Below are 24,672 nucleotides of genomic sequence, written 5' to 3' on the forward strand. Positions count from 1 at the left end.
AGGACATCATGACCGAACTCGAAACATTGAAGAGCGCGCTTCTGGCGGAGATCGCCGGTGCGGGCGATGAAGCGGCCATCGAAGCCGTGCGTGTGTCTGCGCTTGGCAAGAAGGGTTCGGTTTCCGAACTGCTGAAGACGCTCGGCTCGATGACGCCGGAAGAGCGCCAGAATCGCGGCGCCGCCATCAACGCGCTGAAGACCGAGATCACCGATGCGATCACCGAGCGCAAGACGCTGCTCAAGGACGCAGCGATCGATGCACGCCTGAAGGCGGAGACGCTGGATGTGTCACTGCCGGTGCGCTCCTCCCCGGCAGAGCGTGGCCGTATCCACCCGATCAGCCAGATCACCGACGAGATCACCGCCATCTTCGCCGACATGGGCTTCTCCATCGCCGAAGGGCCGGATGTCGAAACCGACTATTACAATTTCACCGCCCTGAATTTCCCCGAGGGTCATCCGGCCCGTGAAATGCACGACACCTTCTTCTTCCAGCCGGACGAAAAGGGCGAGCGCAAGGTTTTGCGCACCCATACGTCGCCTGTGCAGGTGCGCACCATGGAAGCGCAGGAGCCGCCGATCCGCATCGTCATTCCCGGCAAGACCTATCGCCAGGATAGCGACGCCACGCATTCGCCGATGTTCCATCAGGTCGAAGGCCTCGTCATCGACAAGAAGGCGCATGTCGGCAACCTGCGCTGGGTTCTGGAAGAATTCTGCAAGACCTTCTTCGAGGTGGACAGCGTCGTCATGCGTTTCCGCCCGTCTTTCTTCCCGTTCACCGAGCCGTCCTTCGAAGTGGACATCCAGTGCGACCGTTCCGGCCCGATCGTGAAGTTCGGCGAGGGCACCGACTGGATGGAAATCCTCGGCTGCGGCATGGTTCATCCGAACGTGCTGCGCTCCGGTGGTCTCGATCCGGACGAGTATCAGGGTTTTGCCTGGGGCATGGGTCTCGATCGTATCGCCATGCTGAAATACGGCATGCCGGACCTGCGCGACTTCTTCAACGCCGACGTGCGCTGGATGAACCATTACGGTTTCCGCCCGCTCGACATGCCGACCCTGTTCGGCGGCCTCAGCCAGTAATTTGAGCGCGTAAGCGAAGGATCAAACACAATGAAATTCACGCTTTCCTGGCTCAAGGATCATCTTGAGACCGACGCCACCCTCGATCAGATCTGCGAGCGCCTGACGGCGATCGGTCTCGAAGTCGAGGATGTCGATGACAAGGCGGCCTACAAGCCCTTCGTCATCGCCAAGGTTCTGTCGGCGGAAAAACACCCTGAAGCCGACCGCCTCAAGGTTCTGTCGGTCGATGCCGGTCCTGACGTCAATGGCGGCAAGCCGCTGCAGATCGTCTGTGGCGCGCCGAATGCCCGCGCCGGTCTGGTCGGTGCGCTCGCGCGTCCGGGTGATTACGTTCCGGGCATCGATGTGACGCTGTCGGTCGGAAAAATCCGCGGTGTCGAAAGCCACGGTATGATGTGCTCGGAAAAAGAGCTCAACATGTCAGAAGACCATAACGGCATTATCGATCTGCCGCAGGATGCGCCGATCGGCACGTCTTTCGCGACCTATGCCGGTCTCGACGATCCGATGATCGAGATCAACCTGACGCCGAACCGCCCGGACTGCACGTCGATCTACGGCATTGCCCGCGATCTCGCAGCCTCCGGTCTCGGCACGCTGAAAGTGCCGGCTGCCCCGGCGCTGAAGCTCGAAGGCGAAACTTCGGTCGGCCTCACCATCGATCTCGATGACGAAAAGCTCTGCCCCGGCTTCGGCCTGCGCCTCGTGCGCGGCGTCAAGAACGGCCCGAGCCCTGCCTGGATGCAAACTCGCCTGAAGGCCATCGGCCTTCGCCCGATCAACGCGCTGGTCGATATCACCAATTACATGACCTTCGACCAGGGCCGCCCGATGCACGTCTTCGATGCTGCCAAGGTGAAGGGGAACCTCGTTGTCCGTCGCGCCAAGGAAGGCGAAACGGTGCTGGCGCTCGATACCCGCGAATACAAGCTTGGCCCCAACAACGTCGTCATCGCCGATGACAATGGCGTCGAATCGATCGGCGGCATCATGGGCGGCGAACATTCCGGCTGTGACGAAAACACCGTCGATGTGCTGATCGAATCGGCGCTGTGGGATCCGATCAACATCGCCAAGTCCGGCCGCACGCTCGGCATCATCACCGATGCGCGTTACCGCTTCGAGCGCGGCGTTGACCCGGAATACATGGTTCCCGGCCTCGACCGCACCACGCAGCTGGTTCTGGAACTATGCGGCGGCACACCGGCCAACGAAAAGATCGTCGGCTACAAGGGGTATGAGGCCAAGACGGTCGATTTCCCCTATTCCGAAGTCAAGCGCCTGACCGGCCTCGACATCTCCACGGACGAAAGCCGTGACATCCTTACCCGCCTCGGCTTCACGGTCGAAGGTTCGGGCGAGCGTGTATCGGTCAAAATTCCGTCCTGGCGTCCCGATGTCGATGGCAAGGCCGATCTTGTCGAAGAAGTCATGCGCATCCACGGCGTCGACCAGATCAAGCCGGAACCGCTGGAAAAGCTGTCCGCCATCAATGGCCGTATCCTGACCACGCTGCAGGTGCGCACCCGCACCGCCAAGCGCGCGCTCGCCTCGCGCGGCATGCTGGAAGCCGTCACCTGGTCCTTCATTCCGGAAGCCCAGGCAAAGCTGTTCGGCGGCGGTTCTCCGTCGCTGAAGCTGGCCAACCCGATTGCGGCCGACATGTCGGACATGCGCCCGTCGCTTCTGCCGGGTCTGCTGACCGCTGCCCAGCGCAATGCCGACAAGGGTTTTGGCGATGTGGCGATCTTTGAGGTCTCTGGCACCTATGAGACCGACACGCCGGAAGGCCAGCGCCGTGTTGCCGGCGGCATCCGTCGTGGCACCGCCTCCATCAACGGCGCCGGTCGCATGTGGTCGAATGCGGTGAAGGGCGGCGGCAAGCCGGTCGACGTCTACGACGCCAAGGCCGATGCGCTTGCCGTGATCGAGGCCTGCGGTCTGCCGATGGCCAATGTCCAGATCGAGCAGGGTGGTCCCGCTTGGTACCATCCGGGCCGTTCCGGCACGATCAAGATGGGTCCAAAGATCATTCTCGGCACGTTCGGCGAATTCCATCCGAAGACGCTGGATGCGCTCGATGTATCCGGTGCTCTGTGCGGTTTCGAGATCTATCTCGATGCCATGGCCGAGCCGAAGAAAAAAGCGACCCGCACCAAGCCGGGCCTCGAGCTTTCGCCCTTCCAGGTGGTCAAGCGCGACTTTGCCTTCGTCGTCGGTTCGGAGATCGAAGCCGGTGCCATCATCAAGGCAGCGACCAGTGCCGATCGCAAGCTGATCACCGGCGTCAACGTATTTGACGTGTTTGCCGGTGCATCGCTGGGTGAGCACAAGAAGTCGGTTGCCATCGAAGTGTTGATCCAGCCGGTCGACAAGACCTTGACGGACGAGGATTTCGACGCGCTGACGAAGAAGATCGTCGCCAATGTCGAAAAGACCACCGGCGGCATTTTGCGCGCCTGATCGCGCAACTTGTGATCCAATGAAGAAAGCCCGCCGTTGATGAAACGGCGGGCTTTGCTGTTTGATCGTAATTGAAGCCGGATCGCCAGCCGTTATTCGGCCGCGTTCTGAACGACCTCCACCATTTCGTAGGAATACCCCTCAAGCATCGTATAGGCGCGCTCGATCGCTTCGATCTGCGCTTCCGACTTGGTGATGGCTTCACCGATCGTATCGGTGCGGGCGCGGAACATGCGGCCGAGAATGTCGGCTTCCGGACGGCGGCCGATGCGGTCCAGGTGGTTGCGGATGCGGCCGCGGTGGCGTTCCATTTCGAGGATGTGAAAACGGGCGCTGACGATCTGGTCGGTCAGCTTGCGGCGCATGGCGGCAACCGGATCGAAACTGCCCGGCTCGCGGTCGTCGAGAATGAGTTCGTTCATCAGTGTTTCGAGAACGAGAACGCTCTCAAGGTCCTTGGTGTCGGCCAGGGCCGGATCGTAACCGGTGTCGTCATAAACCTTGCGGCGGACCGGATCGATCAGCAATTCGTAGGAATTCGTCAATTTGCTGAATGTCTCCACATCGCCACCTGCATCCGGATGTGAGGTCTTGGCCTGTTTGCGGTAAGCGCCCTTGATCGCGGCGCCGTCGGCATCACGGGTAACTCCAAGAATGTCGTAAGGGTCGATCATTAATTCACATCTCTGGTCGCGACGTAATCAAAGTCCTAATATAAAGCTGTGGGTTGCCCCCTAGCGTAACCGCTCGCCTTTCCGTCAAGCAGGCAGGCTGGGCGATTCTGTGGCGCAGACCGCACAAAACATGGCTGTGGTAGCTAAAGAACGTTAAAAAAAGTCCAGCACGCTGGCGCGACTTCGGATTGATCTTCAAAATGATCGCAAATCGGCAGTTCAAAAGGTAGAAATACTAAATAGAACCTGTGCGAATGCAACCTTTTCGCGTGTATTGGGCAAAAGCACACGAGAACAAATGCGGCGCTATACCATCTGCTGCGGAAATTCGGACGGTTGCTGCCGGCATCGTTGTTAGCTGACGGCGTCCTGCCCTTCGATCCCTGTCCATGATCGCCTCCATTGTTTTGAGGCAGGTGGCATCAATCCAAGCCATGGCCGCGCGACGTGTTTTGAATTTTTTCGATAGAGCCGGTTGACCGTGACAGGCATCGGGCCTATTTGGGAATGATCATTTCCTAATATGGATTCTTCAATCATGGCTGTCTCAGATCCAGTTGCTGCGCCCCGCGCAGCAGGCCGCCCGCGGGAATTCGACATGAATGCCGCGCTCGATCAGGCGATCGTCGTGTTCACCGAACGCGGTTATCACGGCACATCGATTGGCGATCTCAGTCTTGCCATGGGCGTCACGGCCGGCAGCCTCTACAAGGCCTTCGCCGACAAGAAGGCGATCTTTCTCGCCGCCTTCGATCGTTACAAGCTGGTGAAAAACGGTTTGCGTGACGCAGCGATCGCACCGGGCAGAGACGGGCGCGAGCGCATCCGCCTGCTGTTGCATTTTTATGCGGATGGCTCCCATGGCGAGGCCGGTCGCCGCGGCTGCCTTGTCGTTGGCGCCGCAGTCGAACTCGCGCTGTTTGATGCCGAAGCCGATGCCCGTGTCGCCCGCTCGCAGGCGGGGTTCGAAACGCTGTTCGAACGACTGGTTCGTGAGGGCCAGGCGGACGGGTCCATCGGCACCCATATCGATCCGCAGGTCACCGCACATCTTCTTTACGCCGTCATCCAGGGCATGCGTGTCATCGGCAAGGGCGGGCAGGATTTCGCCCGCGCCACGGCAACCGCCGAAGCTGCCCTGAAAATTCTCGACTGACTTATACCTCCAGCCTCCCAGGAGTTTTTATGACCCTCCAAGCCGCCGAAGATACGGCATTTTCCGACACACCAGCCGAACCACGCGAAAAGCCCATTGGCATTTCTGCCGGCATGACTTTTCTGATGGCCGCAGCTGCCGGTCTCATCTGTGCCAACATCTATTATGCCCAGCCGCTCGCCGGGCCGATCGCCGCTTCCATCGGTCTGCCGGCCGAGGCAACCGGCCTCATCGTCACGCTCACCCAGATCGGTTATGGCCTAGGCCTTCTGTTCATCGTTCCGCTTGGCGATCTCGTCGAAAACCGTCGGCTGATCATCACCATGCTGGCCATCGTCACGCTGGCGCTGCTTGCTGCTGCCATTTCCTCCACACCGTCACCCTTCCTCGCCGCTTCGCTGATGATCGGCCTCGGTTCGGTCGCGGTGCAGATGATCGTGCCTTTTGCGGCAAGCCTTGCACCGGAGGAAAGCCGTGGCCGCGTCGTCGGCAATGTGGTCTCGGGCCTGATGCTCGGCATCATGCTGGCGCGGCCGGTCTCCAGTTTCATCGCCGAATTTTCCTCGTGGCATGCGGTGTTTTATGTCTCTGCCGCCGTCATGGTCGTGCTTGGCTTCGTGCTGGCGATAAAACTGCCGACCCGCCGGCCTGAAACCAGCCTCAACTATCTGTCGCTGCTCGGATCTATGGCCTCTCTGGTCATCACCCAGCCGGTGCTGCGCCGTCGCGCTGCCTACCAGTTCGGCCAGTTTGCCAGCTTCAGCCTGTTCTGGACGGTGACGCCGCTTCTGCTGGCCGGCCCGGCTTTTGGGCTCAGCCAGGCCGGTATCGCGCTGTTTGCGCTCGCCGGTGTCGCCGGTGCCATCGCCTCGCCGATTGCCGGCCGTCTGGCCGACCGTGATCTCAGCCGCCCGGCAACAGCCCTTGGTATTGTGGCACTGGTGGTTGGTTACCTCATCACGCACATTGCGCCCGAAGGCTCCATGCTGGCGCTCGGCCTGCTGACGCTTGCGGCCATCCTGATCGATTTCGGCGTCTCCACCACGCTGGTCATCAGCCAGCGCGCCATCTACGGCCTCAGTGCCAGCCTGCGCAGCCGCTTGAATGGCCTGTTCATGGCGGCCTTCTTCGTCGGCGGCGCGCTTGGTTCAGCCATCGGCGCCTGGGCCTATGCCACCGGCGGCTGGTCACTGGCATCGTCGATCGGTATTGCCCTGCCGATTGCAGCTTTCCTGTATTTCCTGACGGAAAAGCGCCGCGCTGCCTGATCTGGCAAATGATCCTGCTGGAGGCCAGATCGGCCTCCAGAAAATAAAAAAAGACCTCGATCACGTTCGAGGTCGAATGCCTGCCATTCGGCTCTCATGCTTGCCCTCGTTCTCCAACCGAATGAGGTCGCCATGAAACCGATAGCACTTCTTTTCTCTCTGTCGCTTATGAGTGTCGCCACAGGACTGCAGGCCGCCGAGCCCGTTGGCGTGCGGAAGATCAGCGTGGTTACGCAGGATTATCCGAGGCCGCTGGCGGTCACGGTCTGGTATCCGTCCAAGGGCGATGGACAGAAGGCCGAGCACGATTACGACCGGATTTTTGAACCCGGTTCCGCAGAAGACAATGCCACCATCCGTGACGGACGCTTTCCGCTGGTCCTGCTGTCCCACGGTTCCGGTTCCCGTGCGCAAGGCATGGGATGGATTGCCGTCAAGCTGGCAGAGGCGGGTTACATCGTTGCCGGTCCCAATCATCCCGGCACGACCAGCGGCGATTCCACCCCATCAGCAACGCCAAAAATCTGGGATCGGACCGGGGATATTTCCGTACTGATCTCGGCCCTTGCCACGGATCGTCGCTGGCAATCGTCCATCGACACAAGCCGTATCGGCATTCTCGGCTTTTCCCTTGGCGGTTCCACGGCCATGGAACTTGCCGGCGCCCGCGCTGATCTTGGAGCCTATCGGCGTTATTGCGAAAAGAGCCCGCAGATGATGGATTGCACATGGTTTGCCGGAGGGCGTGGTTATGCCGGCGGCGAAAGGGTCGATGTCGAGCCGCTTGATCTTGCAACCATCGACAAGGCCCGTTTCGAACAGCAGAACCGTGACCCGCGTATCACGTCTGTGATCTCGGTTGATCCGGGTCTCGCCACGACGTTTCAGAAGGGCAGCCTTGAAGCCATCGATGTGCCGGTCACCCTGATCAATCTCGGAGCACCGGGCAACGTGCCCCTGGCGGTTCTGTCCGATCAACTGGCAAAGGATATTCCGGGCGCGATCTACCAGCAGGTGAAAGGCGCGGATCACTTCAGCTTCCTGCCTGTCTGCAAGCAAGGTGCCGCGGATTTTCTGAAGTCAGTGGGCGAGCTGGATCCGATCTGCGAGGAAACCGCCCGACCCCGCGCCGAAATCCATGCAGAACTGAGCCGGCTCATTATCGACGCTTTCGAGCGTGACCTGAAGCCCGGCAACTGAAGACATGGCGGGAGGCGAAAACCTCCTGCTTATCCGATCCGCTTGTAAAACAGTGTCGTGCCGCAATATCCGCCCTGCGGCCACAGCGCATAATCGGGAATGACGCCAACCCGTTCCCAGCCGAAGCGGGGATAGATAGTCTCCGCCTCACTGCCGGTCGCCGTGTCCAGCACCAGCAGCGTGCGGCCGCGGCGGGCGGCTTCCTCTTCCACTGCTGCCATCAGTTTTCGCGACAGGCCAAGCCCGCGGGCCGAGCGGTGCACCAGCAGTTTCATCAGGTCACCGCGATGCGGCTGGTTCGGTTTCGAGGCCAGCCCCACCTGCACTGTTCCGACGATCCGCCCCTCATGTTCGGCAACCGCGAGAATGATTGCGCCTGCAGCCACCGCATCGGCGATCTCGTGCCAATAGGCCACGGCGTCATTGGGCGAAAACGGCAGCATGAACCCCACAGAAGCGCCGCCATTGATGCAGTCGGACAGGATTTCGCAAAGATCGGCAATGGCAGCGCGGGCGGCGTCGGCATCAAGTATGTGGATATCGGTCATCGAAAAACCTCGGATGGTGAAACGGATTTAACGGCCGCGATCGAGGATCACGGCATAACGGGCAGGCTTGTCGGATGGATTGTGGAATTCGAAAGCGTCGCCGATATCCATGAACAGGCAATCGCCCGGTTCCAGCCGGATCGTTTCCGCGGCAAATACCATGTCCAGCAGGCCGTCGAACAGCCAGACATGCTGCGTCATCACCCGGCTCTCTTCACGCGGCGGAAAGGCAACGCGTGCGCCGGCCGGAAACTCCACCTCGACGATATCCACGCGCGAGCCCGTGCCTGCCGGCGAAACCGAGCGGCGCAGATAACCCGTATGCGGATCGCGCCAGAGGCGCTGGCCGTCGCGTCGGGATAAAGGCGAGGGAGCAGCCTCGTCGCGGGCGAAAAAGGCGGATAGCGAAAGGCCCAATCCCTCGCACAGTCGGGCCAGAAGCGCTGCCGTCGGGCTGGCTTCTCCACGCTCGATGCGTGAGATCATCGCCCTGCTGACGCCTGATCGTGTCGCGAGTTCGTCGAGCGTCAGGCCTGCAGCACTGCGCAGCACCTTTGCGCGTTCGCCGACCTCTCCCTCAAATTGCTGATCGCGTGATTCCATGATCAGAGATTATTATTCGCAGATCGTGGAATCAAGCGACAAAATTCCCAGCGGAATGTTTCGAAATCAGCGCCTGCATTGCCGCTCTCCGGATAGCTTTCCGTCACAAGCCTGCGCTAATGTTTTCGCAATCGCGAAGCGCTTTCCAGAATGTCCGGTTCCCCAAAGGGGCGGATACAGACGAGTTCAATCGAGATTCTCCTGACGCACTGCCAATGCCTTCGCCTGCCTTGAGGATGACCCCAAGCATGACATCCACCGCAACACCGCACGTTACCGCCTCGCCCTTTTCCATCGCCAGCATCGTCATCTCTATGACGATAGCCGCGATCGGCAGCGGTATCATGGCCACCTATGTCCCCTTCGTGCTGACGCGGGAGGGCGCCACATGGGCGGCAAGGCTTGCGGTTCCGGCGCTTGCCTTCGGTGGCCTGCTCGGCTGCGTGCTGGCGGGGCCGCTGATCCGCCGGGTCGGCCATGCACGGCTGTTTGCCTGCTCGATGTCGATGGTCATCATTGGCGCCGTGCTGGTGGCGGCGGACCTGCCGCCCGTCTGGTGGATCCTTGCACGCGCCATTTATGGCGCCGCCTCCAACGTCAATTTCATCATCGCCCAGAGCTGGCTCAACCATGCGGCCTCCAATGAATGGCGCGGCCGGGCCATGTCATTTTTCTACATGTGCTTCATTCTCGGCCTCGGTTTTGGCGCATGGCTGTTTGGCCAGGTGCCGGCAGAGGGCAATCTGGCGCCGCTGATCGTCGTGTTCGTCACGGCACTCGCCATCATTCCGATCGGCCTCACGCGCCTGCCCAATCCGCCGGCGCCGGCCAGCGTCAGCGTCAACGTGAAGATGGCATGGCGCATTTCGCCGGTCGGTCTCATCGGTGTGCTGGCCTCGGGCGGCCTCTCCATGGTGGTTCAGGGGTTCACGCCGATCTATGCGACGCTCAACGGTGTCACACAGGGAGAGGTGGCGCTGCTTATGCTGGTCATGCAGACGGGACTTCTGTTCATCCAGTATCCGCTCGGCCTCGTCTCCGACCGCATCGACCGCCGCGTCATCCTGCTGTTTACCTGCGGCCTGATCGTCGTGTCCGGCGTTGCGGCACTGATGGTGTCCTTCTCCACCTTCATTCTGTTGATGATCGTATTCCTCGTCTTCGGCGGCGCGGTGGAAACCGTCTATTCGGTTGCCAATGCCCATGCCAACGATCGCGCCGATCCGGGTGATTTCGTGCCGCTCTCCTCCACGCTTCTGGTCGCATGGTCGACGGCCGCCACCATCGTGCCGCTCGGCATCACCTTTCTCGCCCCCGTTCTCGGCCAGCAGACGTTCATTTATGCCATCATTCTCGTGGCTTCCGCCTACGGGCTTTATGTCATATGGCGCCTCAAGGAACGTGACGCCGTCCCCATGGACGAGCGCGAAAACTTTGGCATGAAAACCGCGCAGATGCCGAATGCCTCGATCATCACCGATCCGGAAGGTGGCATTACCCCGGAAACCAAGCTGCCTTGACGCCGAAAGCGCGCCACATACTCAACGAAAGGTTATCATCCCCCCTTTGCGGCGGGGATTGTCACTGCTATATGCGCGAGCCATGAGCACCAATTCCCGCACGCCGCTTGACCATATCCGCAACTTCTCGATCGTGGCCCATATCGACCACGGCAAGTCGACGCTGGCCGACCGTCTGATCCAGACGACCGGCGGCCTTGCCGAACGAGACATGTCCGAGCAGGTCCTCGATTCAATGGATATCGAGCGCGAGCGCGGCATCACCATCAAGGCCCAGACCGTCCGCCTGCATTACAAGGCGAATAACGGCGAGACCTATGTGCTGAACCTCATCGACACGCCCGGCCACGTCGACTTCGCTTACGAAGTCTCGCGTTCGCTGTCGGCGTGTGAAGGTTCGCTGCTGGTCGTCGATGCCTCTCAGGGTGTCGAAGCCCAGACGCTCGCCAATGTCTATCAGGCGATCGACAACGACCACGAGATCGTCACTGTTCTGAATAAGATCGATCTGCCGGCGGCCGAACCCGACCGCATCAAGGAACAGATCGAGGAAGTCATCGGCATCGATGCTTCGCAGGCGGTGCTGATCTCGGCAAAAACCGGCCTCGGCATTCCGGATGTCCTCGAAGCCATCGTCCACCAGCTGCCGGCGCCCAAGAGCGAGGCCGGCGACAAGGGGCCGCTCAAAGCCCTGCTGGTCGATAGCTGGTACGATACCTATCTCGGCGTCATGGTTCTGGTGCGCATTCTCGATGGCGTGCTGACCAAGGGCCAGACCATCCGCATGATGGGCACGGACGCAAAATATCAGGTCGAACGCGTCGGTGTTCTCACGCCGAAGATGTTGGCCGTCGACAGCCTCGGTCCGGGCGAAATCGGTTTCTTCACCGGCTCGATCAAGGAAGTCGCCGATACCCGCGTCGGTGATACCATTACCGAAGACAAGAAGCCCACCGCGAAAGCGCTGCCGGGCTTCAAGCCGGCCCAGCCGGTGGTGTTCTGTGGTCTCTTCCCGGTCGATGCCGCGGATTTCGAAGACCTGCGCGCCGCCATGGGCAAGCTGCGTCTCAACGACGCCTCTTTCTCCTTCGAAATGGAAAGTTCCGCCGCTCTCGGATTCGGTTTCCGCTGCGGCTTCCTTGGCCTGCTGCATCTGGAAATCATCCAGGAGCGTCTGGAGCGCGAGTTCAACCTCGATCTGATCGCAACGGCGCCTTCGGTTGTCTATCAGCTGACCATGACCGACGGTTCGGAACGCGAGCTGCACAACCCGGCCGACATGCCGGATGTCGTGCGCATTTCCGAAATCCGCGAGCCTTGGATCAAGGCCACCATCCTGACGCCCGACGATTACCTCGGCGGCATTCTCAAGCTCTGCCAGGATCGTCGCGGCATCCAGACCGAACTTACATATGTCGGCAAGCGCGCCATGCTCACCTATGAGCTGCCGCTCAACGAAGTCGTGTTCGATTTCTACGACCGCCTGAAGTCGATCTCCAAGGGTTACGCCTCGTTCGATTACCATCTCGACGGTTATCGCGAAGGCAACCTCGTGAAAATGTCGATCATGGTCAATGGCGAGCCTGTTGATGCGCTGTCCATGCTGGTGCACCGCACGGCTGCCGAAAAGCGCGGTCGCGACATGTGCGAAAAGCTGAAGGACCTGATCCCGCGGCACATGTTCAAGATCCCGATCCAGGCAGCGATCGGTGGCAACGTCATTGCCCGCGAAACCATCTCGGCAATGCGCAAGGACGTGACGGCCAAGTGCTACGGTGGCGACGCCACCCGCAAGCGCAAGCTGCTGGACAAGCAGAAGGAAGGCAAGAAGCGCATGCGTCAGTTCGGCAAGGTGGACATTCCGCAGGAAGCATTCATCGCCGCCCTGAAGATGAGCGACGACTAAAACATTTGAGGCGGGCCATTTGAGCCCGCCTTTTTCATTGGCGAGCCCGTCTGCGCTCCGTCATCACCACCTGATAGTTCGACAGAACGATGATGGCGGCACCCAGCAGCACCCAGAGGTCGATCGCCTCCGCATAGGCGTAATAACCGACCAGCGCCGCCAGCGGCACGCGCAGAAAATCGACCGGCATCACCACCGAGGCTTCCAGCCGCTTCAGCGCCTGCGCCAGGCAATAATGCGCTGTCAGCCCGCCAATGCCCGACAGGAACATCCACGGCACGGAAACCATCTGCACCGGCTGCCAGTCGGTCAGCGATGCTACAAAACCAAGCGGCAGCTGGATCAGGATCATCCACACGACGATCGTGCCGGGCGAGCAATGCCGGGTCAGTTCCTTCACCACGATCAGCGCAATGGCAAAACCGGCGGCGGCGATCAGCACCAGCCCGGCTGCGGGATCGATCATCGCCGCACCCGGCCGCACGATCACCAGCACGCCGATAAAGCCACCGATGGTGGCAAGGATCCGCGGCGTGGTCAGCTTTTCCTTCAGAAAGATCCAGGCAAAAAATGCCACCCAGATCGGCATGGTGAATTCCAGCGCGAACACCGAGGCGAGCGGCAGGAAAACGATGCCGACCGTCCAGAGATATTGTGCGGTAAAATGCACGACATTGCGCAAGAAGTGCAGTTTCAGCATCTTCATCTGCCGCACTTCGGGAAACAGTTTTCGCGCCAGAAGAAGGATCACCAGAAGCCCGACCAGCGCGCGGAAAAACATCACCTGCTGGATCGACATCGTCGCTGCCATTTCGCGGGAGCCGACCGACATGCCGATGAAGGACGCCATGCTGCCGCCCATCCACATCAGCCCGCGGCCAAACTCCGCCCGTCCTCCCGCTGACGCGGTGAGACTATTGTCTGTCATGAAATTCTAAACCTCCAACCCGATGTGTCAGGTATGGGCCTTTTGGTCGGCTGAAGTCCACCGACATTATGTCGCTTCGTCCATGGTTCAGTCGAACGCGACGATCTCCACCCAGTTCGGCTGCCGGCCGGTGGCGTGCGAGGAAATTACCGTCAGCGAACCAGTGTTGGGATCGATCGCATGGATGGTCATCCGGTGCGAAAGCTCGCCGACGGCCACAAGGAAACGGCCTGTCGGATCGATGGTGAAACCGCGCGGCTGTTTCTCCGTCGCAAAACTTTCACCGGCACGCAGCTGGCCTGTCGCGGCGTCGAAATGCAGAAGTTTCAACGTGCTGGAGGTTCGCTCCGAGGCGTAGATGAAACGGCCATCTGGCGTGACATGAATATCGGCGCTGGCGCTTACCCCTTCAAATCCCTCCGGCAGAATGCCGGCCGCGGCCAGCTTCTGCCAGAAGCCGCTTGCAGCGTCATAGCCGAAGGAAAGGACTTCGGCGCTGTGCTCGGTGATGGCGAAGGTGAACCGACCATCCGGCGAAAAGACGAAATGCCGCGGCCCGGATTTTGGCGCAAATGCAATCCTTTCCGGATCAGCTGCCGCAAGGATGCCGGTCTCTGCGTCGAAGCGGAATGCCAGAACCTGATCGGAGCCGAGATTGCTGGCGAATACGAGCCTGTTGTCCGGGGAGGGGAGAATGGCATGCGCATTCAGGCCGGTCTCCACCACCTGTATCGGGTCACCCGCCACGCCATCGGCCCCGATCGGATTGACCGAAATGACACTGCCGCCATAGGAGGCGGAAAACAGGAAGCGGCCGCGTCTGTCGGTGGAAAGATAGGCCATGCTGTCGGCAAGCGCCGCCCGGCCGATCTGCCGCAAATGTCCGGTCTCGGCATCGATCGCGAAGGTGAGCACGGTAAAAGGTGCGGCTCGAATGCCGGCATAGAGCAATTTCCGGTCGGGACTGATGGTGAGCGGCGTTGCATTGCCGATAGCCGTAATGCCGTCGAAGGGCACCGTCTGGATCGGCTCGACCTGACCGTTGTCATCGAGGCGAAAGACGCTGATATCGTTGCTTTCGGCATTGCCGACATAGATGAAATTTCGCTTCACTTGAGCCTCCTCCAGGTCATTTCTGAAACGCAAATGTTTCCTGCCTTTCGGCATAAAGCATCGCCGCGATGCTTCACTTGACTTAACCCCGCCTTCATTACAACTTGCTGGAACATGGCGATGATTGCCATGTAAAGCTGGGTTGATGCCAGTTCTATGGGGAGTTGCCGCATGCACAGGTTCAAGATCGTCAAGGCTGCCAACGAGCAGTTCCGCGTCCAGTTCGTCTATAATGCAGAAGTCATGGTCTGGTCGGAAAACTATGCGTCCAAGGCCAGTGCCAAGAACTGCATCGAATCGATCAAGAAGAACGCACCGGGCGCCGCGACCGTCGATCTCACCAAGGAAGAGACCGGCACCGGTTATCGTTTCGAGATCGTTGAGAGCAAGAATGGCGAACATTTCGTACGCTTCAAGGCCGCCAATGGCGAGGCCATGGTTCGCTCGGAACTCTATGCGTCCAAGGCCAGCGCGAAGTATTGCATCGAATCGGTGAAGAAGAACGCGCCGGGCGCGGAAACGGTGGACGAAACCGTCTCGGCCTGAGCCGCCGATCATTGCCAATTTTGCTGACGGATTGTCATTGGCCGCCTGCAACCAGCGGGCGGCTTATGTGTGATGTGTTCGCTTTTCAGAATATAAAAATCTGATAAAAAGTTATAAATGCAATAAATTCAAATGTTTACGCTACCTTAGAGGGTGAGCGGTAAGTTGGCTGTAGTTTCAACAGCTCTGTGTATGCCGCCCATGCCGCAGCCCGTCGCCGATTATCTGAACCTTTCAACAGAGGTTCGCGCCCTCAATCAGATCTTCGCCACGGTGAAGTATGATGCCAATGGTAAGATAACCGCTGCCAACCCGCATTTCCTGCGTATGCTGGGCTATGATCTCACCGAGCTTCTGGGCAATAGTGACACGCTTTTTCTGTCGAAGGCCGTCGAACGTAGTCGTCAGATAGACCTCTGGGAAAGTCTTCGCCGCGGCGAGCAGCGTGAATTGACTTCGCTTTGGATTGCAAAGCTTGGGACCGAGCTTTGGCTGCAGTCGCGTTATGTGCCGATTCAGGGCGAAGACGGTGCCGTCGGCGAAATCCTGCAGATCGTCACCGACGTCACCCAGCAGAAGGCGCGTGAAGCAGATGAGCGCGGTCAGATCGCCGCCATCAACGCCGCACAGGCAGTCGTTCATTTTTCGCTCGATGGTTTCGTCCTCGACGCCAACAGCCAGTTCCTCGAGGCGACGGGGTATGCGCTGTACGAGATCGTCGGCTGCCACCATTCGATTTTCGTGCACGACCCTGACAATGTCGAATATCGCGAGTTCTGGCGTTCGCTCGGCCGCGGCGACCACCGGGCCGGCGAATTCCGTCGCCGACGCAGGGATGGCGAGGACGTCTGGCTTCAGGCACTTTACAGCCCGATATTCGATCCGGCAGGACGGCCGATGAAAGTGGTCAAATACGCCACCGACATTACCCGCCAGAAACTGCGTCAGGCCGATTACGAGTGGCAGATCAACGCCATCCACAAATCGAACAGCGTCATAACCTTCGATATGCATGGCACCATTCTTGATGCCAACGAACAGTTTCTGGAAGCCGTCGGTTATGCGCTGGAGGAAATCCAGGGCCGGCACCACAAGATGTTCGTGGAGCGCTCGCATGCCCACGGCACCGAATATGCCACCTTCTGGAACGACCTGCGCAAGGGGCGTCACCGTTCGGGCCTGTTCAAGCGTTTCGCCAAGGATGGCGCGGAAATCTGGCTGCAGGCCACCTATAACCCGATTTTCGATGCCAATGGCAAAGCCGTCAAGGTCGTCAAATACGCTTCTGTCGTGACCGATGAGCGCCTGGTCCAGGCCGAGCATGAAGGCCAGATCGCAGCCATTCACAACGCCCAGTGTGTCGTTTCCTTCGAACTCGACGGCACCATTATCGAGGCCAACGAAAATTTCCTGGGCGCCACCGGCTACAAGTTTGCGGATGTGCGCGGCCGCCATCATCGCATGTTCGTCGAGCCGGATGAGGCCGAGAGCGAGGAATATCGGAATTTCTGGGCTGATCTCGCCAAGGGCAATTTCCGCGCCGGCGAATACAAGCGCATCGGCAAGAACGGCCACGAGATCTGGCTGCAAGCCACCTACAATCCGATCAAGGACCTGAATGGCCACCCGTTCAAGGTGGTCAAATATGCGACCGACGTTACCGAAGCAAAACTGCGCCAGGCCGATTATCAGGGCCAGATCGAGGCGATCCACAAATCCCAGGGCGTTGCGGTGTTCGATCTCGATGGCACGGTCATCGATCTCAACCCGAATTTCCTGCACATGCTCGGTTATGAGCTTGATGAGATAAGAGGTCGCCACCATTCGGTTCTGATCGCACGCGATGAAGCCGCCAGCGCCGACTATGTGGGCTTCTGGGACACGCTGCGCTCCGGCAGTTACCATTCCGGCATGTACAAGCGTGTCGGCAAGGATGGCCGCGAGATCTGGATCCAGGCCAGCTACAATCCCATTTTCGATCTCAATGGTCGGCCGACCAAGGTCATCAAATATGCGACCGATGTCAGTTCCAATGTCGAGCTGGCAGCCGCCTTCGATGATGCCCGCCGTCAGGCCCAGCACGATTCCGCGACATCCTTGCCTAACCGCGTAAAACTGTCCTCCTTCATGGAGAACTGCCTTGCGGGTCCGGCCGGCAGCATGGTCGTTTTCTATCTCGATCTCGACCGCTTCAAGCCGATCAACGATACCTACGGCCATCATGTCGGGGACCGTGTATTGGGAGAGGTTGCCGACCGCATGCGCCGCGCTCTGCGCGACGATCAGATCGCCGCACGTGTCGGCGGCGACGAGTTCGTTATCGCGGCACCCGGCATGCCGACAGAAGCGATCGAACGTTTCTGCACGCATATTCACGACATCGTCACGGCACCGATCCGCCATGAAGGCGTCGAACTGTCGGTCGGTGTCTCGATCGGTGTGGCGATGTCGCCTGCCGATGGCACGACACCGGACGAACTGTTGCGGGCGGCCGATGCCGCGCTCTACAAGTCCAAGGAAAATGGGCGCGGCCAGTACAGTTTCTTCTCGACCGACATGAACTGCAAGGTCGCCGTTCAGCGGCAGATGACCGAGGGCATGCGCAACAGCCTTGCGGCTGGTGAATTCTATCTGGAATATCAGCCACGGTTCGATGCGCGCCGCCGCCATATCCGCAGTGCAGAGGCACTGGTGCGCTGGGCGCATCCGGAACGCGGCCGCATCAACCCCGCCGAATTCATTCCGCTGGCCGAACAGAACGGATTGATCGTGCCGCTTGGCGACTGGATCATGCGCACAGCCTGCCAAACGGCAATGAACTGGTGCGGTATCGGCGTTTCCGTCAACGTCTCGCCGGTGCAGTTCCGGGATGCCGATTTCGTTCAGAAGGTCCGCGATTGCCTGGCGGAAACCGGTCTCGAGCCAGCGCTGCTGGAGCTGGAGATCACCGAAGGTGTGCTTCTCGAAGATGCAGAGCGTGCTATCGCTCTCCTCAAGGAGCTGAAACAGGTTGGCGTAACGCTTGCCATGGACGATTTCGGAACCGGCTATTCATCGCTCAGCTATCTGCGCAACTACCCGTTCGACGTCATCAAGATCGATCGCAGCTTCATTTCCGACCTGGATCGCAAGGAAAGCGCCCGCCCGATCGTGCAGGCTATCCTTGGTCTTGGCCGCGCGCTTGGCATTTCCGTCACCGCGGAAGGTGTCGAAACCAACGAACAATTGGCAATCCTGACGGCGGACCAATGTACGGAAGTGCAGGGTTTTCTGCTGGCGCGTCCGCTGAGGGCAGAGCAGGTGGCCGAACTTCTGCAGGAAATGCCGGAGTTGGCCCTCCGCAACCAGCCAACAAGGCTGGCAGGCTAACGATCCATCGAACAGCGGTTTGGCACGGTTCGTGTCGGATCGGCCGAAACCGCATGAAGACAAAAAGAAAGAGGCGCCTTGCTGTATCGCAGGCGCCTCGTTTGCATTTGATGTTGTCGATTTTCAGAAGGGACTAACGGCTGGCCATGGTGCCCGAACCCCGCTGCCGGTTCAGCCAGTTGTGCCATTGCCCCTCATTGCCGTTGAAGACGTTGAGGTCGATCTTGCCGGTGACGCCATGCGACAGGCCCGAGCCGGAATACTGCCAGAACGCCCATTTGCGGTCGGGATAAACGACGGATGGATGCTGGGCGACGGCGCGCAGCCAGAACGGATAGTTCTGGAATTCTCCGCGCAGATTGTCCTTGTAGAAGTCAGGCGCGGTATAGATCACCGGACGCTGGCCATAATGACGTTCGAGCTTGTCCATGAAGACCTGCATCTTTTCGATGACGCGGGCTTTTGAAAGCCGCATCTTGCAGGCGGATTCGCCGTTATATTCGACATCGATCACCGGCGGCAGCGCATCCGGCTCGCGCGGAACGTTGCGGATGAACCAGTCGGCCTGCTCGCCGGCGGTGCGGCACCAGTAGAAGAAATGATAGGCGCCACGGCGTATGCCGGCTTCCTTGGCGCGTCGCCAGTTGGTCCGGAACATCGGGTCCAGATGGTCGCCGCCGTCGGTCGCCTTGATATAGGCGAAGTTGGCGCCCTGGCTTCGCAGTTTCGGCCAGTCGATCTCACCCTGCCAGCGCGAAACGTCGACGCCGTGAACGGCATAATGGCGTGGCTGTACCCGGCCGAAATTGATCGGCTTGGCATCACGGAACTGGCGGCTGTAGATGCGTGAGCGGGCAGTGGCGCTCATCGTGCCGGATGATAGCGCGGCGGTTTCCATCATGCCCGACGGCCGCTGCACAGGAAGCGGGGTGGATGGCATGCCGACCATGGTCGCGGAAGCCGGAAGAGGGGGCGTGCGGGATGCGGTCATCGCGTCCATCGGCGCGGCAGACATCGATGCATGGTCGCTCGGTGTCGGGCCTGCCCAAGACAGAACTTCCTGATGCTGCTGCGAATTCGCCGGCGCTGCGGCCATGGACGGGCCGCCGACACTGGCGGCCGGAACAGGCGCCGGTGTCTGCTGGACGGAACTCGTCACCTCACGCGAAGGACGAGAGGGTACCAGCGCGTCCGGTGTCATGCTCGAAGAGCACCCACTCAAGAGCAGGGTGGTGATGAAAAATGCCGGCTTGATTGCTTTATGCATCGGTGTCCGTACGCATTACCTGTCCGGTGATTTACGACCAGCCGGAACCATTGGAGACAGTGCTAACGGAAGATTACCGAAAAAGACTGAATGCAATCTTTACGAATGGCCGGTTCGGTTGTTCAAAATTTAGGTGCATTGCAACCGAAATTGACGGAGATCACTTTCAAAACTGTGCAGGTGCAGCATATAGGAATCCTATAGAGACATTTTGTCTCGCAGCGCAGCACGCAACACGGTGTTTCTGGCTGCCTGAATGTGTTTGAAAGGTTTTGCCAAGTGGCTGGTTATACAGGTAACGGCGCTGATCTCGGGGGAGCCCGCTCCCCCGGCGTTTCGAGCACCGAAAACTACGGTTTCGCTCTCGTCGCTTTGACGTCCCTGTTCTTCATGTGGGGTTTCATCACCTGCCTGAACGACATTCTCATCCCGCATCTGAAAAGCGTCTTCTCGCTGAACTACACGCAGTCGATGCTGATTCAGCTGTGCTTCTTCGGCGCATATTTCATCGTTTCGCTGCCGGCCGGCGCGCTGGTCAAGCGCATCAGCTATAAATGGGGCATCGTCGTCGGTCTGGTCATCGCCGCCATCGGCTGCGCGCTGTTCATCCCGGCCGCCAGCTACCGCGTCTATGGGCTTTTCCTCGGTACGCTGTTCGTGCTTGCTGCGGGCGTCACCGTTCTGCAGGTTGCTGCCAACCCTTACGTCACGGTTCTCGGCAAGCCTGAAACGGCCGCCAGCCGCCTGACATTGACACAGGCCTTCAACTCGCTCGGCACCACGCTTGCCCCGCTGTTCGGCGCAGTGCTGATCCTGTCGGCAGCAACCGCCGGCATGGAGAATGCCACGCCGGAGCAGATCGAGGCCCTGCGTGTCACCGAGGCCAATGCCGTCCAGTTTCCCTACATGATCCTGGCTGCCGCCTTCCTCATTCTGGCTGCGATCTTTGCAGCCCTGAAGCTGCCGCAAGTTCAGGAAGACGAAACGGTAGAAGCCGGTGCCCATGTCGAAGGTTCGGCTTGGGGTTATCGCCATCTCGTTCTCGGTGCCGTCGGTCTGTTCGTGTATGTCGGCGCCGAAGTCTCGATCGGCAGCTTCCTCGTGAACTTCCTCGCCGAGCCGACGATTGGAAACATCCCGGAAACCGAAGCCGCTCACTACGTTGCCTATTTCTGGGGCGGCGCCATGATCGGTCGTTTCATCGGTGCGTTCGCGATGCGCTACATCGACGACGGCAAGGCTCTGGCTTTCAATGCTGCCGCGGTCATCGTCCTGCTGGCCGTGACTATCGTGTCGACCGGTTCGGTTGCCATGTGGGCGGTTTTGGCCATCGGCCTGTTCAACTCGATCATGTTCCCGACGATCTTCTCCTTGGCGCTGCACGGTCTTGGCCGTCACACCAGCCAGGGTTCGGGCATCCTGTGCCTCGCTATCGTCGGCGGTGCCATCCTGCCGCTCGTGCAGGGCGCGCTTGCCGATACGATCGGCATCCAGCTGGCCTTCGTCATGCCGATCATCTGCTACGTCTACATCGCCTATTATGGCCTCAAGGGCCACAAGCCGGCCTGATCGGTACTGCCTGATGGAATGAAATCAAAAGGGCCGGTCTGCGCAAACAGACCGGCCCTTTTTCCGTTCAGCACTGCTATGAGGTCAGGCCCATTCGCCCTTGCGCATGACCGGTGTGGTCGAACCATCGGCGCGGACACCGTCGATATCCACCTTGTCCGAACCGATCATCCAGTCGATATGGATCAGGCTGGAATTGCCACCCTTGGCCGCGATCTGCTCCTGGCTGAGCGATGCGCCGTCAAGGAAACATTTCGAATAGCACTGGCCGAGGGCGATGTGGCAGGAGGCGTTTTCGTCGAACAGCGTGTTGTAGAACAGGATGCCGCTCGCCGAAATCGGTGAGGAATGCGGCACCAGTGCCACCTCGCCAAGACGGCGCGCACCCTCGTCGGTGTCCAGCACCTTATTGAGCACTTCCTCGCCCTTGGTGGCCTTTGCCTCGACGATGCGGCCGCCCTCGAACTTCACCTGAATGCCGTCGATCAGCGTGCCCTGATGCGACAGCGGCTTGGTGCTCGACACGTAGCCTTCCACCTTCAGCGCATGCGGGGTGGTGAACACTTCTTCGGTCGGGATGTTCGGATTGCAGGTGATGCCGTTCTTGGCGGTGGATTCGCCACCATGCCATTCATGATCGTCGGCCAGCCCGATGGTCACATCCGTTCCCGGGCCGGTGAAGCGCAGAGCGGCAAAACGCTCGCCGTTCAGCCAGTTCGAGCGCTTGCGCAGGTTTCCATTATGTTCGACCCAGGCTGCGACCGGATCATCGAGATCGACGCGCGAGGCGGCAAAGATCGCGTCGGCAAGCTTTTTGATGGCGTCCTGTTCGCCAAGCTCAGGAAACACCTGTTTTGCCCAGGCGGGGTTGGGATAGGAGATGATGTTCCAGTTGATGTCGAAATTGGAGATCTTTTCGAGCGCTGGTTTGTAGGCCATCGAATTGGCCTTGTTGGCGCGTGCCACCTTGGATGCGTCCTGACCCGCCAGCAGCATCGGATTGTCGCCGGCAATCGCCAGGCGCGCGGCATTGCCGGCAAAAGCCTTGGCCATGCCTTCGTACAGCCAGCCGGAAGCCTTGTCGAAACTGGCATCCTGTGCATGGCGATAGCGCGACAGCGTGGTGTCCTCGTCGGAGTAGAAAGTGGTGACGAGGCCGGCACCGGCCATATAGGCGTGGCGGGTGATCAGCCGCACCAGAGGAATGGCGGCAAGCGGAGCCGTCATCACCAGATCCTGGCCGGCTTCAAGCCTCAAGCCCACCTTGATCGCCACTTCGGCGAGCTTTTCCAGTTTTTTGGGATCGATCGTGACGATATCGGAATGGATGTTCATGGAGATGCCTGCCCGTTTTCAAAAACAATGCGACAGACATAGTCCTCTCGATCGGGAATTTGAAGCTCAGTCGGCCACAAGCGGCGCGGCAATCGCCTCCAGCACCCGTTGCGCTTGCTTCGGATCCAGCCGCACCTGCAAACCGCGCTGGCCACCGTTCATATAGACGCGGGCCTCGTCCATGGAGATGATCTCAATGGCTGTCGGCACCTGTTTTTTCTGGCCGAACGGGCTGATGCCGCCGACATGATAGCCCGTCAGGCGCTCGGCATCGGCCGGTTTCATCATATGGGCCGACTTGCCGCCAAAAGCCGCCGCCAGCTTCTTCATCGACACTTCTCGGTCGGATGGCACGATCACGCAGACCGGCTTGCCATCCAGTTCGGCCATCAGCGTTTTCAGCACCCGATGCGGTTCCTCGCCGATTGCCTCAGCCGCCTGCAGGCCGATGCGTTCGGCATTCGGATCGTAGTCATAGGTGGCAGTCTCGAAGCTGACACCGGCTTTGGTCAGCATCTGAGTGGCGCGCGTGGTCTTCGACATGACCCATGCCTTCCTTATTTGTCGCCGAACGCCTCGGCATAGATTTCCGGCTTGAAGCCGACCAGCAGCGTGCCGTCCTTTTCCAGAACCGGGCGCTTGATCATCGACGGCTGGTCGAGCATCAGGCCGATCGCCTTTTCACGTGTCATGTCCGCCTTGGCATCATCCGGCAACTTCCTGAACGTGGTACCGGCACGGTTCAGCACCGTTTCCCACCCTGCCTTGTCCGTCCAGGTTTCAAGATGAGCCAGATCAATGCCGGACGCCTTGTAGTCATGGAAAGTGTAATCGATGCCATGGTCATCCAGCCAGGTGCGCGCCTTTTTCATCGTGTCGCAGTTCTTGATGCCGAAAATCGTGACGCTCATCTGATGTGGCTCCATGACGTTAATGAAAAATTCCGCCGTTGGACATGCCTCCAAATGCGGCATGGGACAAGCGGAAATACAGGCAGGCAGCGTTGTTTTGCATGGCTCCCATCTGACCTTGTGCATTGAATGCAAAGCGGCTCAGGAGCATATTCTAATCAACAAAAGGAGATGCACATGTCCACGAACCTCAAGAACATGCGCGGTGGTTTTATTGGCCGTGCGATCGCTGTTTTCGGTGCTGCAAGCGCCGCTTCCGCCGCAGTTGAAGGTGGCCGCAAGCCGCAGGCCCGTGACCTCGTCACGCTCGGTATCGACCCGAAGGCTTTTGACCGCGTACAGCTCTAATCGAGCTTTGATGATCTGACTGCCCCGGATCGAACAGGGGCAGTCCGGGGCTACAGCCATGCCGGATGTGCGGTGCTGGCCCAGACAAGTCGTCCCGAGACGACACAAAATTCTCTTCATCGCAGCGACTGGCCGCGCTCTTATCTCTTCGATATGAGTGGCGGCATAACTGTGTCTGAAAATGTTTCCGCGGGCCGAAAGGTCAGTGCGTCAGAAACTTGTAGGCGACATAACCGACCAGCAGAACGGCGGCGCCTGCAGCGGTGATCAGGCCAAGACGGTGTTCGATGAAATGGCGTATGCCTTCGCCGTAACGCCGCAGCAACCATGCCAGCAGGTAGAACCGCGCACCGCGGGCAACGATCGCCGACGCAGTGAACAGCCAGATATTCACATGCGCTGCCCCCGCCAGAATGGTGACCACCTTGATCGGCGGCAGATGCGCCAGGCCCGATGTGACCAGAAACAGAAGCACCATTTCGAAGGAAATGCCGGAGCGCAGTTCCTCGAACGTATCCATCTTGCCATAGAAGCGCAGGATCGGTTCGGCAATTGCGTCGAAGGCGTAATAACCGATCCACCATCCTGCAATGCCACCCAGAACAGAGGCAACGGTTGCGATCAGGGCGTAACGCCATGCGCGCTGTGGCCGTGCGAGTGTCATCGGCAGGAAAAGAACGTCAGCAGGCACCAGGAAGATGGAGCTTTCAACGAAGGCGATGATGGCGAGCCATGTGGACGCTGCCTTGCGGGCGCTGAGCGCCATCGTCCAGTCGTAGAGTCTGCGAAGCATGCAACTGTTCCCGATCTGTCGTACACCGACGTCTATCGACGCGGGATAAGCTTGTAAACTT

21 protein-coding genes and 1 pseudogene are annotated in these 24,672 nt (G+C 59.6%); 12 read left to right on the forward strand and 10 right to left on the reverse strand.

The window, feature by feature from the left end; genetic code table 11:
- Positions 1-8: 8 nt before the first annotated feature.
- Positions 9-1,091 (forward strand): phenylalanine--tRNA ligase subunit alpha, encoded by a 1,083-nt coding sequence (gene pheS / locus EDF70_RS17730; protein WP_132276272.1) that lies wholly within the window; start codon positions 9-11, stop codon positions 1,089-1,091.
- A 30-nt stretch (positions 1,092-1,121) separates the two neighbouring features.
- A complete protein-coding gene (pheT, locus tag EDF70_RS17735; RefSeq protein ID WP_132276274.1) occupies positions 1,122-3,557 on the forward strand; it encodes a phenylalanine--tRNA ligase subunit beta in 2,436 nt (811 codons plus the stop codon).
- 92 nt (positions 3,558-3,649) lie between these two features.
- On the opposite strand, the gene EDF70_RS17740 is transcribed toward pheT, so the two are convergent.
- Complete coding sequence (locus EDF70_RS17740; protein ID WP_132276276.1) at positions 3,650-4,231, reverse strand: J domain-containing protein; 582 nt, start codon at positions 4,229-4,231, stop codon at positions 3,650-3,652.
- 538 nt (positions 4,232-4,769) lie between these two features.
- Here EDF70_RS17740 and EDF70_RS17745 point away from each other — a divergent pair.
- From EDF70_RS17745 to EDF70_RS17755, 3 genes are all read left to right on the forward strand, one after another.
- Positions 4,770-5,387 carry a TetR/AcrR family transcriptional regulator gene (locus tag EDF70_RS17745; RefSeq protein WP_245519225.1) on the forward strand — a complete coding sequence of 206 codons (618 nt, stop codon included), beginning with the start codon at positions 4,770-4,772 and terminating at the stop codon, positions 5,385-5,387.
- A gap of 113 nt (positions 5,388-5,500) precedes the next feature.
- Positions 5,501-6,655, forward strand: a complete 1,155-nt coding sequence (locus EDF70_RS17750) for an MFS transporter (protein ID WP_245519238.1) — start codon at positions 5,501-5,503, stop codon at positions 6,653-6,655.
- A 132-nt stretch (positions 6,656-6,787) separates the two neighbouring features.
- Entirely contained in the window at positions 6,788-7,855 is a 1,068-nt protein-coding gene (locus EDF70_RS17755) for a dienelactone hydrolase (RefSeq protein ID WP_132276282.1), read from the forward strand.
- A gap of 29 nt (positions 7,856-7,884) precedes the next feature.
- Here EDF70_RS17755 and EDF70_RS17760 read toward each other — a convergent pair whose 3' ends face one another.
- Entirely contained in the window at positions 7,885-8,403 is a 519-nt protein-coding gene (locus EDF70_RS17760) for a GNAT family N-acetyltransferase (RefSeq protein WP_132276284.1), read from the reverse strand.
- A gap of 27 nt (positions 8,404-8,430) precedes the next feature.
- Entirely contained in the window at positions 8,431-9,009 is a 579-nt protein-coding gene (locus EDF70_RS17765) for an XRE family transcriptional regulator (RefSeq protein ID WP_165932066.1), read from the reverse strand.
- A 245-nt stretch (positions 9,010-9,254) separates the two neighbouring features.
- Here EDF70_RS17765 and EDF70_RS17770 point away from each other — a divergent pair, with 245 nt between their 5' ends.
- Together EDF70_RS17770 and lepA are read left to right on the forward strand one after the other, a co-directional pair.
- Entirely contained in the window at positions 9,255-10,526 is a 1,272-nt protein-coding gene (locus tag EDF70_RS17770; RefSeq protein WP_132276288.1) for an MFS transporter, read from the forward strand.
- Between the two features lie 82 nt (positions 10,527-10,608).
- A complete protein-coding gene (lepA, locus tag EDF70_RS17775) occupies positions 10,609-12,432 on the forward strand; it encodes a translation elongation factor 4 (RefSeq protein WP_132276290.1) in 1,824 nt (607 codons plus the stop codon).
- A gap of 34 nt (positions 12,433-12,466) precedes the next feature.
- Here lepA and EDF70_RS17780 read toward each other — a convergent pair whose 3' ends face one another.
- Both EDF70_RS17780 and EDF70_RS17785 read right to left on the reverse strand, forming a co-directional pair.
- On the reverse strand, positions 12,467-13,360 hold the full coding sequence (locus tag EDF70_RS17780) for a DMT family transporter (protein WP_207908274.1): 894 nt from the start codon (positions 13,358-13,360) through the stop codon (positions 12,467-12,469).
- 87 nt (positions 13,361-13,447) lie between these two features.
- Positions 13,448-14,473 (reverse strand): beta-propeller fold lactonase family protein, encoded by a 1,026-nt coding sequence (locus tag EDF70_RS17785; RefSeq protein WP_132276292.1) that lies wholly within the window; start codon positions 14,471-14,473, stop codon positions 13,448-13,450.
- A gap of 171 nt (positions 14,474-14,644) precedes the next feature.
- Between EDF70_RS17785 and EDF70_RS30350 the strand changes: the two are divergent.
- From EDF70_RS30350 to EDF70_RS17795, 3 genes and pseudogenes are all read left to right on the forward strand, one after another.
- A pseudogene (locus EDF70_RS30350) lies at positions 14,645-14,797 on the forward strand (DUF1508 domain-containing protein); the annotation flags it as partial.
- A gap of 51 nt (positions 14,798-14,848) precedes the next feature.
- Positions 14,849-15,019, forward strand: coding sequence for a YegP family protein (locus EDF70_RS30355; protein ID WP_245519239.1), 171 nt, complete (start codon positions 14,849-14,851; stop codon positions 15,017-15,019).
- A gap of 201 nt (positions 15,020-15,220) precedes the next feature.
- Positions 15,221-18,388: a bifunctional diguanylate cyclase/phosphodiesterase gene (locus tag EDF70_RS17795; RefSeq protein ID WP_165932057.1), complete on the forward strand. Its 3,168-nt coding sequence runs from the start codon at positions 15,221-15,223 to the stop codon at positions 18,386-18,388.
- 133 nt (positions 18,389-18,521) lie between these two features.
- On the opposite strand, the gene EDF70_RS17800 is transcribed toward EDF70_RS17795, so the two are convergent.
- The gene (locus EDF70_RS17800) at positions 18,522-19,655 is read right to left on the reverse strand and encodes a GH25 family lysozyme (RefSeq protein WP_132276298.1); all 1,134 of its coding nucleotides are present in this window, start codon (positions 19,653-19,655) and stop codon (positions 18,522-18,524) included.
- Between the two features lie 279 nt (positions 19,656-19,934).
- Between EDF70_RS17800 and EDF70_RS17805 the strand changes: the two genes are divergently transcribed.
- A complete protein-coding gene (locus tag EDF70_RS17805) occupies positions 19,935-21,224 on the forward strand; it encodes a sugar MFS transporter (protein WP_245519226.1) in 1,290 nt (429 codons plus the stop codon).
- Between the two features lie 84 nt (positions 21,225-21,308).
- On the opposite strand, the gene EDF70_RS17810 is transcribed toward EDF70_RS17805, so the two are convergent.
- From EDF70_RS17810 to EDF70_RS17820, 3 genes are all read right to left on the reverse strand, one after another.
- Complete coding sequence (locus EDF70_RS17810; RefSeq protein WP_132276300.1) at positions 21,309-22,559, reverse strand: aminopeptidase; 1,251 nt, start codon at positions 22,557-22,559, stop codon at positions 21,309-21,311.
- A 66-nt stretch (positions 22,560-22,625) separates the two neighbouring features.
- Positions 22,626-23,102, reverse strand: coding sequence for a Cys-tRNA(Pro) deacylase (gene ybaK, locus EDF70_RS17815; RefSeq protein WP_132276302.1), 477 nt, complete (start codon positions 23,100-23,102; stop codon positions 22,626-22,628).
- 14 nt (positions 23,103-23,116) lie between these two features.
- Positions 23,117-23,470 carry an ArsC family reductase gene (locus EDF70_RS17820; protein ID WP_132276304.1) on the reverse strand — a complete coding sequence of 118 codons (354 nt, stop codon included), beginning with the start codon at positions 23,468-23,470 and terminating at the stop codon, positions 23,117-23,119.
- A 177-nt stretch (positions 23,471-23,647) separates the two neighbouring features.
- Here EDF70_RS17820 and EDF70_RS30010 point away from each other — a divergent pair, with 177 nt between their 5' ends.
- Positions 23,648-23,818 (forward strand): hypothetical protein, encoded by a 171-nt coding sequence (locus EDF70_RS30010; RefSeq protein ID WP_165932058.1) that lies wholly within the window; start codon positions 23,648-23,650, stop codon positions 23,816-23,818.
- Positions 23,819-24,020: 202 nt separating this feature from the next.
- Here EDF70_RS30010 and EDF70_RS17825 read toward each other — a convergent pair whose 3' ends face one another.
- Positions 24,021-24,611 carry a YqaA family protein gene (locus EDF70_RS17825; protein WP_132276306.1) on the reverse strand — a complete coding sequence of 197 codons (591 nt, stop codon included), beginning with the start codon at positions 24,609-24,611 and terminating at the stop codon, positions 24,021-24,023.
- Between the last annotated feature and the right edge of the window lie 61 nt (positions 24,612-24,672).

It is taken from the genome of Neorhizobium sp. JUb45 (assembly GCF_004343585.1).
In the GTDB taxonomy this organism is placed as follows: Bacteria; Pseudomonadota; Alphaproteobacteria; order Rhizobiales; family Rhizobiaceae; genus Neorhizobium.

Bases quoted from the DNA above. Each gene is read 5' to 3' on its own strand.
- EDF70_RS17745 (WP_245519225.1), top strand. From the start codon at position 4,770: ATGGCTGTCTCAGATCCAGTTGCTGCGCCCCGCGCAGCAGGCCGCCCG.
- EDF70_RS17755 (WP_132276282.1), top strand. From the start codon at position 6,788: ATGAAACCGATAGCACTTCTTTTCTCTCTGTCGCTTATGAGTGTCGCC.
- EDF70_RS17810 (WP_132276300.1), bottom strand. From the start codon at position 22,559: ATGAACATCCATTCCGATATCGTCACGATCGATCCCAAAAAACTGGAA.
- ybaK (WP_132276302.1), bottom strand. From the start codon at position 23,102: ATGTCGAAGACCACGCGCGCCACTCAGATGCTGACCAAAGCCGGTGTC.
- EDF70_RS17740 (WP_132276276.1), bottom strand. From the start codon at position 4,231: ATGATCGACCCTTACGACATTCTTGGAGTTACCCGTGATGCCGACGGC.
- EDF70_RS17800 (WP_132276298.1), bottom strand. From the start codon at position 19,655: ATGCATAAAGCAATCAAGCCGGCATTTTTCATCACCACCCTGCTCTTG.
- EDF70_RS17760 (WP_132276284.1), bottom strand. From the start codon at position 8,403: ATGACCGATATCCACATACTTGATGCCGACGCCGCCCGCGCTGCCATT.
- lepA (WP_132276290.1), top strand. From the start codon at position 10,609: ATGAGCACCAATTCCCGCACGCCGCTTGACCATATCCGCAACTTCTCG.
- EDF70_RS17780 (WP_207908274.1), bottom strand. From the start codon at position 13,360: ATGACAGACAATAGTCTCACCGCGTCAGCGGGAGGACGGGCGGAGTTT.
- EDF70_RS17750 (WP_245519238.1), top strand. From the start codon at position 5,501: ATGACTTTTCTGATGGCCGCAGCTGCCGGTCTCATCTGTGCCAACATC.
- EDF70_RS17820 (WP_132276304.1), bottom strand. From the start codon at position 23,470: ATGAGCGTCACGATTTTCGGCATCAAGAACTGCGACACGATGAAAAAG.
- EDF70_RS30010 (WP_165932058.1), top strand. From the start codon at position 23,648: ATGTCCACGAACCTCAAGAACATGCGCGGTGGTTTTATTGGCCGTGCG.
- pheS (WP_132276272.1), top strand. From the start codon at position 9: ATGACCGAACTCGAAACATTGAAGAGCGCGCTTCTGGCGGAGATCGCC.
- EDF70_RS17795 (WP_165932057.1), top strand. From the start codon at position 15,221: ATGCCGCAGCCCGTCGCCGATTATCTGAACCTTTCAACAGAGGTTCGC.
- pheT (WP_132276274.1), top strand. From the start codon at position 1,122: ATGAAATTCACGCTTTCCTGGCTCAAGGATCATCTTGAGACCGACGCC.
- EDF70_RS17825 (WP_132276306.1), bottom strand. From the start codon at position 24,611: ATGCTTCGCAGACTCTACGACTGGACGATGGCGCTCAGCGCCCGCAAG.
- EDF70_RS17770 (WP_132276288.1), top strand. From the start codon at position 9,255: ATGACATCCACCGCAACACCGCACGTTACCGCCTCGCCCTTTTCCATC.